A 13,552-nucleotide genomic window follows, 5' to 3' on the forward strand; every position below is an offset into this window, starting at 1 on the left:
TTGGTCAGCGCCCGCGATAGGGCGCGACGCCCTGGTCCGGCAGCCAGAGGCCCTTCGGCGGCTCACCGGTCTGCCAGAACACGTCGATCGGGATGCCGCCACGCGGATACCAATAGCCGCCGATCCGGAACCATTCCGGCTCGAGCAGATCGACCAGCGTCTTGCCGATCGAGACGGTGCAGTCCTCATGGAAGGCGCCATGGTTGCGGAAAGCGCCGAGATAGAGCTTCAGCGACTTCGACTCGACCAGCCACTGGCCCGGCAGATAGTCGATGACGAGGATGCCGAAATCAGGCTGCCCCGTGACCGGGCAGATCGATGTGAATTCCGGACAGGTGAAGCGCGTGAGATAGCGCGTGCCGGCATGGGGATTGGGTACGCGGTCGAGCCGCGCCTCCTCCGGCGAGGCGGGCAAGCTGCTGCTCTGGCCGAGCTGCAAGGTCGAGGCGTCGATGGCCATGGGACATGCTCCTGAAGTTTGCCGGAGCCTGTAGCGCATCTTTCGCGGAAGGGGGAAGCCACCGAACGCCGAACGGCCATCGCCGGCGAAGATCGCGCTCACGGAATTTCAAAGCATAGGCCGGCATCAATTCGATCAATGTTTATCGAATGTCCACACCCTTCCTTGCTTCGATGTAGATCACACTATAGCTCAACGTTGTTATTGGGCGGCCGATCACTACAATTCTATGATAATTGCAGGCATATTGTTCTTGGTCGGACTGTTAATCGGTCTTTCATACGGATATCCGGCGATTGTCGGCGCCAGCACGCTTGTGACCTTCGTGATCTTTCCGCTTTGGCTGATCCGCGGGGAACTCGGCCTGTTCAGCATCCTCTTGTGGATCGGCTATCTGTTCGCCCTGCAGAGCGGCTTCATGCTCGGCAGCTACCTGGGCATGCCTGGCGACGAGGAATAGGCCCCCGGCCGACTACCAGAACCAGATCGGCCGACCGACGAACAGGCACAGCCCTGTCCACCAGAGAAAGGTCAGGCTGCACCAGAACAGAACAGCGAGCAGCGACGGTCGGCGGCGACTGGACAGATTCTGGAACATTTTCGTTTCTCGAAGGAATGCGGCGCGGCGTTCACCCTGCCTGTCCGCAATCCGTGGACCAGCCGGGCCAGCCAGCATCGAACGCGCGTGGGCACCCACGGCCCTCCCTCCCAAACACCGACCGCTTCATGCTCCCCGGATGCGGATCGGGGCTTTCGCAACGACAGGCTGTTGGCTAGAAGCGCGTCAGTCGTCTCACCCACCTCCCCTCCGGAGCCTGCCATGACCGCGATCATCGACATCATCGGACGCCAGATCCTGGATTCCCGCGGCAATCCGACTGTCGAGGTCGATGTCGTGCTCGAGGACGGCTCGATGGGCCGCGCGGCAGTTCCCTCCGGCGCCTCGACCGGCGCGCATGAGGCCGTCGAGCTGCGCGACGGCGACAAGAGCCGCTATCTCGGCAAGGGCGTGCTCAAAGCCGTCGAAGCCGTCAACGTCGACATCGCCGAGGCGATCGTCGCGATGGACGCCGAGGACCAGACCGCGATCGACCAGACCATGATCGAGCTCGACGGCACCCCGAACAAGTCCAAGCTCGGTGCCAACGCCATCCTCGGCGTGTCGCTCGCCGTGGCCAAGGCAGCTGCGGAGGCCGCCGGCCTGCCGCTTTACCGCTATGTCGGCGGCACCTCGGCCCGCGTTCTGCCCGTGCCGATGATGAACATCGTCAATGGCGGCGCCCATGCCGACAACCCGATCGACTTCCAGGAATTCATGGTCATGCCGATCGGCGCGACCTCCTTCGCCGAAGGCCTGCGCATGGGCGCGGAGATCTTCCACACCCTGAAGAAGAAGCTGCACGACGCCGGCCACAACACCAATGTCGGCGACGAGGGCGGCTTCGCTCCGAACATCAAGTCGGCCGAGGCCGCGCTCGACTTCGTGATGCAGGCGATCGAGGCCGCCGGCTACAAGCCGGGCGATGACGTCGCGCTGGCGCTCGACTGCGCCGCGACCGAGTTCTTCAAGGACGGCGCCTACGTCTACGAAGGGGAGCGCAAGACGCGCGATCCCAAGGCTCAGGCCAAGTACCTCGCAAAGCTCGTCGGCAACTATCCGATCGTCTCGATCGAGGACGGCATGTCCGAGGATGACTGGGAGGGCTGGAAGGCGCTGACCGACCTCGTCGGCTCGAAGTGCCAGCTCGTCGGCGACGACCTCTTCGTCACCAATGTCGAGCGCCTGTCGCGCGGCATCAAGGGCAAGACCGCCAACTCGATCCTGGTCAAGGTCAACCAGATCGGCTCGCTCACCGAGACGCTCGCCGCCGTCGAGATGGCGCAGCGTGCCGGCTACACCGCCGTGATGTCGCACCGCTCGGGCGAGACCGAGGATTCGACCATCGCCGATCTCGCGGTCGCGACCAATTGCGGGCAGATCAAGACGGGCTCGCTGGCCCGCTCCGACCGGACGGCGAAGTACAACCAGCTGCTGCGCATCGAGGAAGAACTGGGCGCGCAGGCGATCTATGCCGGCCGCGCTGCGCTGAAGGCGCTGGCCTGACCGACGCTTCTCGTGCCGCGCCTCACCAGCGCGGCAGCAAGCTCGTCGTCTGGGACAGGCCCCAGGAACCGGCCGCCTGCACGCTGCCGGCCGCCCCCGAAACTGCGTCGACGACTTTGGTCGCCGGCGCGACCACGTATCGGCTCCAGGAATCGTCGCGCGACGATTCCATGGCCTGCACCGTTTCGATGGCCGATGCCGCAGCGGGAGGCAGGATCACCAGCGGCCCGGCCATCGCCGTGTAGCGCTCCGACGGCGGCACGCTCCGGCGCGCGGGAGAGGCTTGTCTGGTCCGCTCGCCCGCGTCCGGGCGCGGCTTGGCGAGTGCAGCGAATTGCGGCGGCGCCCACTCGCCGCGCTCCGGCCAGGTCAGCGACATCGGCATCGCGAGGGCTGCCGGCGTGATCTGCAGGTTCGCCGCAGAATCCTCGCCACCCGCGATGTCCATCACATCCAACCGGTCCGTGATCTTGCCGTCCCGCAGCAGCGCCAGTTTCGGAATCATCGCCTGCTCGATGCGCGCACCGACAGCCTCGTGCCTTGTCGCAGCGCCGGACAGGAGGCCCGGCAGCGCCGCGAGCATCGCGGTCGCGGTCGCGATTCCCAACGACAGCAGGAGATGGTTGCCGAGGCGGCCCGCCATCGCGGCGGGCCTCGGGGAATAAGGGTGGCCGGGCATCGGCTGTCTCTCCGGTGGCTGCGCCCATTTGGTATTGCAACGCAAGCAAGCCGCCCGCTCTGGGCGCCAGCGGGGCCGAAACGCGGCGCAATTACGGTCTACCGCCGCTTGCGCGGCTGCCATGCGCATCAGCCCGTAACGGCACTGCAGCGATCCACGCTATGCGACCTCATGGATCAACGCATCGCTAGCCTTCCGGCGCCACACGACAGGGAGCGCCGGCGACGCCGGCTCGCCGTGGCGGGCATGCTGCTCAGTGTGGTGATCTTCGGCTCGAATTTCGTCATCAGCCGCCACGCCGTGCTCCACGGCATCACACCCTATGACCTGCTGGCGCTGCGCTTCGCGACGGCCGGACTCCTGCTCCTGCCGCTGTTCCTGCGGCCGGGGCTTGCGAGCTGTGGCGGCGTCGGCTGGGGACGCGGGCTGTTGCTGGCGCTGTCGAGCGGCTTCCCGATGACGTTCCTGATGCTGATGGGGCTCACATTGGCGCCCGCGGCCCATGGCGCCACGATCGGGCCGGGCACGGTGACGCTGATCGGCATCGTCGGTTCGGTGGTGCTGTTCGGCGCGGTGCTGACGCGCAATCTCATCATCGGCATCTGCGGCGTGCTTGCCGGCCTCGCCTGCCTCGCCATTGCGGGCACGACGGGGGCGAGCGCCGGCACGCTGCGCGGCGATTTGATGTTCCTCGGCGTCGGCCTGCTCTGGGGCTTCTATCCGCTGATGATCCAGCTCTGGAAGGTCGACGGCCTGCGCGCAGCGGCGGTCGTCTCGGTGCTGTCCCTCGCCTGGCTGCCGGTCTACGCCCTGTTCTTCTTCCGCGGCTTCGACATCGCGCCATGGTGGGTGCTCTCGCTGCACGCGCTCTATCAGGGCGTGATCAACGTCATCATCGGCCTGTGGATCTGGGGTTGGGCGGCGCATGTGCTGGGGCCGGCGGTCGTCGGACGCTTCCCGCCGCTGATCCCCGTTACCGGCACGCTGCTGGCGATCCCGGTGCTCGGCGAGATTCCGTCCTCGCTCCAGCTCATCGGGATCGTGCTCATCATCAGCGGGCTGTTCGTCGCCTCATGGCGCAAGCCGCCGCGAAAGGCCGGTCACGAGCACGTTCCAGCCGACCGAGACGGCCAGGCCTGACGCCAAGGCCGCCCAGGACCCGAACGGCACCGCCATCAGGTGCACCACGGCGAGCCCGAGCCCGACGCCGAGCAGGCCGAGCGCTCCGCTGCCGATCACCGCAGCTGCGGCCGGTCCGCCGACCCGCGGCTGGAGAATGACGATCAGGCTGGACAGGACGATGGGCAGCCCGGCGAGGACACCGGCCCAGGCCGCACCGACCCGTTCGCTGGCGACGGTGACGATGCCGACGAGCGCGGCCACGCAAGCGGCACGCAGCGGGATGGCGTAACGCGATAGCGTGACCGGGCCGGCCGCACGGACGGCGAGATAGGGCCGCACGAGCCGGTGCACGATAATGAACGCAAAGACCGTTAGGACGGCGAGCGGCAGCGCCTGCAGGTTCAGCGAGCGCACGGCCAGGAGCACCGCAACCCAGACGGCCAGGGATATCGCGAGCGAAGGCAGCGTCGTCAGGCGCTGTGCCAAAACCACATAGCTCAGCACGAAACTCGCATGGGTGACGTTGGCGTTCATCGTGCCCAATGCGCTGGCCGCGATGAACGCGGCGTCATGGTCCAGCGCCAGGAAGACGAGGACGGGCCCGAGCGAGATCGGCAATGTCGCGATCATCGCCGCGACGAGCGGTCCGGCGCGCTCGGCCAGCAGCGAACAGCTCACCACCACCGCGGCGGCGATGGCCATCTTGATCGGCAGCAGAGCGAGCCCTGCTATCAAGCGGTCTCGCCCCGCGCCCAGCCTTCCCTGGTCTCGGCGATGAAATCTGCGAGGCGACCGGCTGCGATGGCGGCGCGCAGGCCTGCCATCAAATCCTGGTAGTAGGCGAGGTTCACCCAGGTCAGCAGCATCTTGCCGAGCATCTCCTCGGCCTTGACGAGGTGGTGCAGATAGGCGCGCGACCAGTTGTTGGCCGCCGGGCAGGAGGACTGCTCGTCGATCGGGCGCGGGTCCTCGGCGTGCTTGGCGTTCTTGAGGTTCATCCGGCCGAAGCGGGTGAATATCTGGCCGTGGCGGCCGGCGCGCGTCGGCATCACGCAGTCGAACATGTCGATGCCGCGCGCGACGGACTGGACGATGTCGTCTGGCGTGCCTACGCCCATGAGGTAGCGCGGCTTTTCCTGCGGCAGATGCGGCTCGACCGTCTCGATCATCGCCAGCATGACGTCCTGCGGTTCGCCGACAGCGAGCCCGCCGATGGCATAGCCCTTGAGGTCCATGGCGGTGAGCTCGCGCGCGCTCTCGACGCGCAGATGCGGCACGTCCCCGCCCTGCACGATGCCGAACAGCGCCCGGCCGGGATGGTCGCCGAAAGCCGCCTTGCAGCGCTCGGCCCAGCGCAGCGAGAGCCGCATCGCCTTTTCCGCGACCTTCTCCTCGCAGGGCAGCGCGACGCATTCGTCGAGCTGCATGACGATGTCGGAGCCGAGCAGGTTCTGAATCTCGACCGAGCGCTCGGGCGTGAGCATATGCTTGGAGCCGTCGATATGGGAGCGGAAGGTGACGCCCTCCTCGGTCAGTTTCCGGAGTTGCGACAGCGACATCACCTGGAAGCCACCGGAATCGGTCAGGATCGGGTGCGGCCAGTTCATGAACCTGTGCAGCCCGCCGAGCCGCGCGACACGCTCGGCGCCCGGGCGCAGCATCAGGTGATAAGTGTTGCCGAGCACGACATCGGCGCCGAGCGCCCTCACCTGCTCGGGATACATCCCCTTCACGGTCGCGGCGGTGCCGACCGGCATGAAGGCCGGCGTGCGGATGACGCCGCGCGGCATGGTGATCGCGCCGGTGCGGGCGGCGCCATCGCGCGCGGCGACGCGGAAGGTGAAATCGGTGGTCGCAGCGGCTTCGGGCTGCGCGGGCTGGAACGGAGCGGTCATGGCCTGCGAGGTAGAGCAGCGCCGGCGTTTAGGGAAGAGACCCGAACGCCGGATGGCCTTTCCCCGCCGTCATGCTCGAGCTTGCCCGAGCATCTCAGGACGCGGGGGCTCTTGAGCCCCATTCGGCATGAGATTCTCGGGTCGACGCTACGCGCCGCCCGAGAATGACGGCGATTATCCAGGCTCAGCCCTTCGAGACCACCGCCTCGTAGATCTCCGGCTTGAAGCCGACGATCGTCTTGCCCCTGCCGAGGTCGAGCACAGGGCGCTTGATCATCGAGGGCTGGGCGAGCATCAGCGCGATAGCCTTGCCGGCATCGAGCCCTTGCTTCTGATCGTCGGGCAGCGCGCGGAAGGTCGTGCCGGCACGGTTCAGCACCGTCTCCCAGCCATGTTCCTTGACCCAGCGCTCGAGCGAGGCCTTGTCGATCCCGTCAGCCTTGTAGTCGTGGAAGCCGTAGGCCGCGCCATGGCTGTCGAGCCAAACCCGCGCCTTCTTCATCGTGTCGCAGTTCTTGATGCCGTAGATGGTGATAGCCACGTCGGACGCCTCAAGCCGGCCGCTTCGGGATGTCGAGGCCGCGCTGCACCGCCGGGCGCGACAGGCAGCGCTCCAGCCAGATCGGCACATGCGTCAGCGTCGCGTAGTCGACGAGTTCGCCCGCGCCGTAGAAGCCGACGAGATTGCGCACCCAGCCGAGTATGGCGATATCGGCGATGGTGTATTCGTCGCCCATGATCCAGGGGCGGCTGGCGAGCCTCTCCTCAAGCACGCCGAGCAGGCGCTTGCTCTCGCTGGCGTAGCGGTCGCGCGGGCGCTTGTCCTCGTATTCGCGGCCGGCGAACTTGTGGAAGAAGCCGAGCTGGCCAAACATCGGCCCGATCGCCGCCATCTGGAAGAACACCCACTGGATGGTCTCATAGCGGGCGGCGGGGTCCTTGGGCAGGAGTTTGCCGGTCTTCTCGGCGAGGTAGAGCAGAATCGCGCCCGACTCCCACAGGCCGAGAGGCTTTCCGTTCGGGCCATCGGGATCGATGATCGCAGGGATCTTGCCGTTCGGATTGAGCGAGAGGAATTCCGGGCCCCAGGTCTCGTTCTTGCCGATGTCGATGAGGTGCGGCTCGTAGGGCAGCCCCAGCTCTTCCAGCACGATCGAGGCCTTCACGCCATTCGGCGTCGGCAGCGAATAGAGCTGGATGCGCTCGGGGTGGCTGGCGGGCCAGCGCTTGGTGATCGGGAAGGCGGAGAGGTCGGCCATAAGGTGCTCCGGTTGAATCGGATGAGCGTCGGCGCAGGACGATAGAGCCGGGCGCGCCCAAAGCAACGGGCGGCTCGGCCCAATCCCGCAAGGCTGGCTTGCGGCAGTGCACGATCACCGACCGGCGAGGTTCCAGCGGCCTAGAATCTCATAGGGGCGCAGCGGAACGCTCCGGATCAGGGCAAAGTCCGTCACAAGCCAGCTCAGCGGCTGCACGCGGAACGTCTTGGTCCAGAAGCGATCGTAAAGCAGCGCCAGATGCGGACGGCCCGAAGACCGCCGGCCGCGAAAGCCCTCTGCCCGCATCTCCCACTCCAGTTTGTCCTGAAGCCTATCGGCTCCGATCACGCTATCGCCGCCGGTGATGACGAGCGCGGGTGTTTCGGCGCTTTGCGCGAAGGTCGCCACTTCATCGAGGCGCAGCTTGAAAGCGTTCTGCCTGACTCGCAGCGCGACGCGATTCATCAAGGCAAAGTCCTTGGCGTCCGGCTCTCGATGCTCGGACCAGCGCCAGAGCGTAACATGATACTTGCCGGGGCCGCGCGGAGCGGCCGACAGGCCAAACCAATTACGCAGCGCGCGGGCCATATGGTCGGCCGAAGCCGCCGCGACGGGATTGGGCAGAAGCGCGAAGAAGTAGTTCGCCTGCCTTGGAAGCCAGATACTCCGCTCCATGGTCGCCTCCTTCAGAAAAGATGGCAGAAGCGGCATTATAGAACAAAACGTGAACATGTAAACACGGCTGCCGGCAGAACCTTCGCGCGAAAGCACGACGCCGCCGATCCGAGCTGTCGTCACTTCGACATGGCGCGGGCAGCGTGTTCGGCTATGCTGCGAGCATCAGGTCGATTTTCCGGAAAGCTCGAACAATGAAGCTGGACGGCATCGCGGGCTTCGTGGCGGTCGCCGAGGAAGGCTCGATCAGCGAGGCGGCGCGCCGGCTGCGGCTGTCGAAATCGGTGGTCAGCGAAAGGCTGGCGGAACTGGAACGGAGCCTCGGAGCCGCGCTCCTGCATCGCACGACGCGCAGGATATCGGTGACGGAGGATGGCATCGCCTTCCTCGAACGCGCTCGTCGCATCCTGCGCGAGGTGCCGGAGGCGGCGACGGACCTCGCCGAACGCCGCGGGACGCTCAGCGGCCCGATGCGGATCGCGGCGCCGGTCACCTTCGGGCGGATGCATCTGGGCCCCGCGCTCTACCCGTTTCTGGCCGCGAATCCCGGGATCGAACTGACGCTCGATCTCGACGACCGTCGCGTCGATATCGCTTCCGGCGTCCATGACGGTGTCGTGCGGCACGGAACCATCGAGGATTCCCGCCTGATGATCTGGCGCCTGGCCCCGAGCCGCCGCGTACTGGTGGCATCGGCCGACTATCTGGCGCGTTGCGGCCTGCCTGCGACGACGACCGAGCTCGATGCGCACAAGGGCATCTTCTATACGAACCGCGGCGCATCGGATTGGCGCTTCACCACGCCGCAAGGGGCCGAGATCGTGCGCGCGCGGGTCGGGCTCAGGGTCAACAACGGCGACATGATGCGCGACGCTGCGCTCGCCGGCCTCGGCATCGCATTGTTGCCGCTCTTCATCGCCGGGCCTGATATTCGGCAGGGCCGGCTTACGGTCGTCGATGTCGGCGTCCTGCCGGCACCGGAATTCATCTACCTCGCGCATCCCGAAGGCCGGCTGCCTTCCGCGAAGCTGCGCGCGGTAGCCGCTCATCTGCGAGCCGCATTCGGCGACCGGCCCTCCTGGGAGGACGGAGTCCCTTGAAACCATTCGGGCACGCCATGCCGGCCGGATTGTTCGGTTTCCCTGGAAACTAGAACCACTCGGAGCAGGCTAATCCGAACACTACGACAGCTTTACCTGAAACGAGCCACGGGGCTGAAAGCGACGGTCGCAGCGACCGCCCTCCCGATGGGTGGGATCATGCGATGTTGAAGTTCGTTCTGGCTCTCGGAGCCCTCGCCCTCGGCGCGCCCGCGATGGCGCAGGTCCCGGCCTTTCCGACGTCCTTCACGTCGCGAGCTATCGAGACCAACGGTGCAACGATCCATGTCCGGGTCGGCGGCTCGGGGCCGGCCGTCGTTCTGATCCATGGCTATGGCGAGACCGGAGACATGTGGGCGCCGATGGCGGCCGACCTCGCCCGCGATCATACCGTCGTCGTGCCCGATCTGCGCGGGCTGGGGCTCTCCTCCAAGCCGCCATCCGGCTTCGACAAGAAGACGCAGGCCGGCGATGTGGCCGGCGTCCTGGACGCGCTCAAGATCGAACGCGCCGACCTGGTGACGCATGACATTGGCAACATGGTCGGCTTCGCCTTCGCCGCGCAGCATCCGCAGCGCGTCCGCCGCTTCGCCCTGATCGACGCGCCGGTTCCCGGCGTCGGTCCCTGGGAGGATATCCTGAAGAACCCGCTGCTCTGGCACTTCCGCTTCGGCGGCCCGGATATGGAGCGACTGGTGGCGGGGCGCGAGCGCATCTATCTCGACCGCTTCTGGAACGAGTTCTCGGCGACGCCGAGCCGTTTCAGCGAAGCCTCGCGCGAGCATTACGCCAAGCTTTACGCCTTGCCCGGCGCGATGCATTCCGGATTCGCCCAGTTCGCCGCCTTCGATCAGGACGCGATCGACAACCGCGCCTATCTCGCGGCCGGCGGCAAGCTCACCATGCCGATCCTGGCGATCGGCGGCGAAAAGTCGTTCGGCCCGACGATGGCGGCCGTGATGCGCGCTGCGGCGACCGACGTGACCGAAGGCATCGTGCCCGATTCAGGCCACTGGATCATGGAAGAGAACCCCGAAGCCACGACGAGGATGGTCCGCGCCTTCCTCGACAAGGCGCCCTGAGGCGGACATCTCCGGCCGGCGGGTATCCGCCGGACATCGAGACGAAACCGAACAACAAGGGCAGGTCGACGCACCCGCCCTTGCCGACCGAATCTTTGGCGCCGGCCGCCGGGCCTCTAGGTCACTCCCACTCGATCGTGCCGGGCGGCTTGCTCGTCACGTCGTAGACGACGCGGTTGATGCCCTTGACCTCGTTGATGATGCGGGTCGCGGCGCGGCCGAGGAAGTTCATGTCGAAGGGGTAGAAATCCGCCGTCATGCCGTCGACCGAAGTCACGGCGCGCAGCGCGCAGACATGATCGTAAGTGCGGTAGTCGCCCATCACGCCTACGGTGCGCACCGGCAGCAGCACGGCGAAGGCCTGCCAGATCACGTCGTAGAGGCCGGCCTTGCGGATCTCGTCGAGATAGATCGCATCCGCCCTGCGCAGGATGTCGAGCTTTTCCTTGGTGATCTCGCCCGGGCAGCGGATGGCGAGGCCCGGCCCCGGGAAGGGGTGGCGGCCGACGAAGGCCTCGGGCAGGCCGAGCTCGCGGCCGAGCACGCGAACCTCGTCCTTGAAGAGCTCGCGCAGCGGCTCGACGAGCTTCATCTTCATGCGCTCGGGCAGGCCGCCGACATTGTGGTGGCTTTTGATCGTCACCGAGGGGCCACCAGAGAAGGACACGCTCTCGATCACGTCCGGATAGAGCGTGCCCTGGGCGAGGAAGTCGGCGCCCCCGATCTTGGCGGCCTCGGCATCGAAGACCTCGATGAAGAGGCGACCGATGGTCTTGCGCTTGGCCTCGGGGTCGGCCCCGCATTTGGCGAGCTCGGAGAGGAAAAGCTCTTCCGCCTCAACATGGACGAGCGGGATGTTGTAGTGATCCCTGAATAGACGGACGACCTCTTCGGCCTCGTTCATCCGCATCAGGCCGTGATCGACGAAGACGCAGGTGAGCTGGTCGCCGATCGCCTCGTGGATCAGCACCGCCGCCACCGCCGAGTCGACGCCGCCGGAAAGGCCGCAGATGACGCGGCCGGTGCCGACCTGATCCTTGATCTTCTTCTGCATCTCGGCGCGATAGGCCGACATGCTCCAATCCGGCTTGCAGCCGCAGATATCGACGACGAAGTTGCGCAGCAGCTTGCCGCCATCCGGAGTGTGCACCACCTCGGGGTGGAACATCGTGGTGTAAAAGCGCCGCTCTTCGTCGCTCGCCACCGCGAAGGGGGCGTTCTCCGAGGTCGCCTTGACCGAGAAGCCCTGCGGCAACTGCGTGACGCGATCGCCATGGCTCATCCAGACGGGATAGCGCGCGCCCTTCTCCCAGACGCCGGCGAAGAGTGCCGAAGGGGCGAGGATCTCGACATCGGCGCGGCCGAACTCGGCGGCATGCCCGCCCTCGACCTTGCCGCCGAGCTGATGCGCCATGGTCTGCTGGCCGTAGCAGATGCCCATCAGCGGAATATTCGCCGTGAAGACCGCTTCGGGCGCTCGCGGGCTGCCCTCGTCCGGCACCGAGGCCGGGCCGCCGGAGAAGATCACGCCCTTGGGCTTCAGCCGCTCGAACGCCTCACTCGCCGACTGGAATGGCGCGATCTCGCAGTAGACGCCGATCTCGCGGATGCGCCGCGCGATGAGCTGCGTCACCTGCGAGCCGAAATCGATGATGAGGATGGAGTCGTGATGGGGCTGAGCGCTCGTCATCGCGTCCCGTTAATGGATCACGCCGGCGCGCGCAACGGCCGCAACCGCCTCAATCCCCGCGCCGGAGGCAGGCCAGGTAGAAACCGTCCGTGCCGCTGCGTCTTGGCGAGAGCTGGAGGCCGAACTCCGTGGCAAAGCGCGCCAGCAAGGAAAAGTCGCTTTCCGCCCCCTTGAGCACATCGATCGGCGCCACGGGAGCGAAACCGGAGTGACGGCCAAGAAAGGCGCGGATCGCCTCGTCGTTCTCCTCCGGCAGGACCGAGCAGGTGATGTAGGCGATACGCCCGCCGGGGCGAACCAACTTCGCGGCTCGGGCCAGCACCTCGGCCTGGTCCTTGATCCGCTCGGCAAGGGCGCCGGGGCGCACGCGCCATTTCGCATCCGGATTGCGGCGCCAGGTGCCGGAGCCGGTGCAGGGCGCATCGACCAGCACGAGATCGGCCTGGCCGGCGATGTCGGCGAACGGCTCGTGGCCGCGCGAACGGGGGATGCGGACCTCGACGATGCCTGCGCCCGAGCGCGCCACGCGGTCATGCAGCGGCGCGAGCCGGCGGCTGTCGAGATCGGTGGCATAGAGACTGCCGCGATTGGCCATGAGGGCCGCGAGCGCGAGCGTCTTGCCCCCTGCCCCGGCGCAGAGGTCGATCACGGTCTGCCCCGGCTGCGCCCCGGCGAGCAGCGTCACCAACTGCGAGCCCTCGTCCTGGATTTCGAACGCGCCGGCGAAGAAGCCGGGCTCGGTCTGGAGCGAGGGGCCCCGCCCGTCATGGCCCGGCTGGAAGCGCAGTGCGTCGGGAGACCAGGCGCCCGGCTCGGGCTGGAGATGGGTGAGGTCTCCGAGCACGGCGTCGCGGCTCGCCTTGAGGCGGTTGACGCGCAGGTCGATCGGCGCGCGGGACGCCAGCGCGCGGCCTTCTGCCACCGCCGCCTCGCCGAAACCGCTCTCGACGGAGGGCCAGAGCCATTCGGGGACATCGGCGCGCACCCAATCGGGGGCGCCCTCGTCCGTAAAAGCGGTCAAGAGCGCCGTCTCGTCCGCATTCAGCGGGGCCGGAGCATGATTCTCACCCGAGAAGAGCTCGCTGATTTCCGCCAGAGGCAGGCCACGCAGGCCCGCCAGCATGCCGAGAACCAGCGCGCGAGGCTCCTCCGACGCCATCGCGTAGCCGGACGAGGCTTTGCGGCGCAGCGCGTCATAGACCAGCGAAGCGATGGCCGCGCGATCCTTCGAACCGGCGAAGCGCCGCGACAACCCCCAATCCTTGAGCGCATCCGCCGCCGGGCGGCGGCGCTCGATGATGTCCTGCAGCACCTCGATGGCGGCGCTGATCCGGGCGGCTGGCGTCATGATGCGTCATTCCTGGCGCAGGCCGCTGCGGCCGGCGCCGCAAGGCGGTGAGTGGGTTGTGCTTCGACCAGTTCAAACATGACGCCGAGGCATGGGGGCTTCTGCGGCATGCTCTTGACGCGGTCGTTTCACAAGCGG

The 13,552-nt window shown here is 66.9% G+C and carries 14 protein-coding genes; 5 read left to right on the plus strand and 9 right to left on the minus strand.

The genetic code is table 11. The features are described from left to right. Positions 1-4 precede the first annotated feature (4 nt). A complete protein-coding gene (queF, locus tag AC2FAN_RS02455) occupies positions 5-460 on the minus strand; it encodes a preQ(1) synthase (protein WP_265053043.1) in 456 nt (151 codons plus the stop codon). Between the two features lie 316 nt (positions 461-776). Between queF and AC2FAN_RS02460 the strand changes: the two genes are divergently transcribed. Both AC2FAN_RS02460 and eno read left to right on the plus strand, forming a co-directional pair. Continuing rightward, positions 777-920, plus strand: a complete 144-nt coding sequence (locus tag AC2FAN_RS02460; protein WP_485172586.1) for a hypothetical protein — start codon at positions 777-779, stop codon at positions 918-920. A gap of 360 nt (positions 921-1,280) precedes the next feature. After that, a complete protein-coding gene (gene eno, locus AC2FAN_RS02465) occupies positions 1,281-2,564 on the plus strand; it encodes a phosphopyruvate hydratase (RefSeq protein WP_485172587.1) in 1,284 nt (427 codons plus the stop codon). A 22-nt stretch (positions 2,565-2,586) separates the two neighbouring features. Here eno and AC2FAN_RS02470 read toward each other — a convergent pair whose 3' ends face one another. After that, complete coding sequence (locus AC2FAN_RS02470) at positions 2,587-3,243, minus strand: hypothetical protein (RefSeq protein WP_485172588.1); 657 nt, start codon at positions 3,241-3,243, stop codon at positions 2,587-2,589. A gap of 171 nt (positions 3,244-3,414) precedes the next feature. On the opposite strand from AC2FAN_RS02470, the gene AC2FAN_RS02475 reads away from it, so the two are divergent. Further along, entirely contained in the window at positions 3,415-4,383 is a 969-nt protein-coding gene (locus tag AC2FAN_RS02475) for a DMT family transporter (protein WP_476805903.1), read from the plus strand. Here AC2FAN_RS02475 and AC2FAN_RS02480 read toward each other — a convergent pair. The 5 genes from AC2FAN_RS02480 to AC2FAN_RS02500 form a co-directional block, all read right to left on the minus strand. After that, positions 4,315-5,100, minus strand: coding sequence for a hypothetical protein (locus tag AC2FAN_RS02480; protein ID WP_476805902.1), 786 nt, complete (start codon positions 5,098-5,100; stop codon positions 4,315-4,317). The two genes, AC2FAN_RS02475 and AC2FAN_RS02480, sit on opposite strands and share 69 nt — an antisense overlap. After that, complete coding sequence (tgt, locus tag AC2FAN_RS02485; RefSeq protein ID WP_476805901.1) at positions 5,097-6,260, minus strand: tRNA guanosine(34) transglycosylase Tgt; 1,164 nt, start codon at positions 6,258-6,260, stop codon at positions 5,097-5,099. Before tgt ends, AC2FAN_RS02480 begins: the two co-directional genes overlap by 4 nt. A gap of 184 nt (positions 6,261-6,444) precedes the next feature. Continuing rightward, on the minus strand, positions 6,445-6,801 hold the full coding sequence (locus tag AC2FAN_RS02490; RefSeq protein ID WP_485172589.1) for an ArsC family reductase: 357 nt from the start codon (positions 6,799-6,801) through the stop codon (positions 6,445-6,447). 10 nt (positions 6,802-6,811) lie between these two features. Beyond that, a complete protein-coding gene (locus AC2FAN_RS02495; protein ID WP_476805899.1) occupies positions 6,812-7,519 on the minus strand; it encodes a glutathione S-transferase N-terminal domain-containing protein in 708 nt (235 codons plus the stop codon). A gap of 114 nt (positions 7,520-7,633) precedes the next feature. Then, entirely contained in the window at positions 7,634-8,290 is a 657-nt protein-coding gene (locus AC2FAN_RS02500; protein WP_485172590.1) for a 2'-5' RNA ligase family protein, read from the minus strand. Positions 8,291-8,388: 98 nt separating this feature from the next. On the opposite strand from AC2FAN_RS02500, the gene AC2FAN_RS02505 reads away from it, so the two are divergent. Both AC2FAN_RS02505 and AC2FAN_RS02510 read left to right on the plus strand, forming a co-directional pair. Beyond that, entirely contained in the window at positions 8,389-9,294 is a 906-nt protein-coding gene (locus AC2FAN_RS02505; protein WP_485172591.1) for a LysR family transcriptional regulator, read from the plus strand. A gap of 164 nt (positions 9,295-9,458) precedes the next feature. Then, positions 9,459-10,376, plus strand: a complete 918-nt coding sequence (locus AC2FAN_RS02510) for an alpha/beta fold hydrolase (RefSeq protein ID WP_485172592.1) — start codon at positions 9,459-9,461, stop codon at positions 10,374-10,376. Positions 10,377-10,497: 121 nt separating this feature from the next. Here AC2FAN_RS02510 and guaA read toward each other — a convergent pair whose 3' ends face one another. Together guaA and AC2FAN_RS02520 are read right to left on the minus strand one after the other, a co-directional pair. Continuing rightward, positions 10,498-12,066, minus strand: a complete 1,569-nt coding sequence (guaA, locus tag AC2FAN_RS02515; protein ID WP_485172593.1) for a glutamine-hydrolyzing GMP synthase — start codon at positions 12,064-12,066, stop codon at positions 10,498-10,500. Between the two features lie 49 nt (positions 12,067-12,115). Then, positions 12,116-13,414, minus strand: coding sequence for an RsmB/NOP family class I SAM-dependent RNA methyltransferase (locus AC2FAN_RS02520; protein ID WP_485172594.1), 1,299 nt, complete (start codon positions 13,412-13,414; stop codon positions 12,116-12,118). Between the last annotated feature and the right edge of the window lie 138 nt (positions 13,415-13,552).

The sequence above is a fragment of the Allobosea sp. RIT-PG3_2 genome (genome assembly GCF_057321085.1).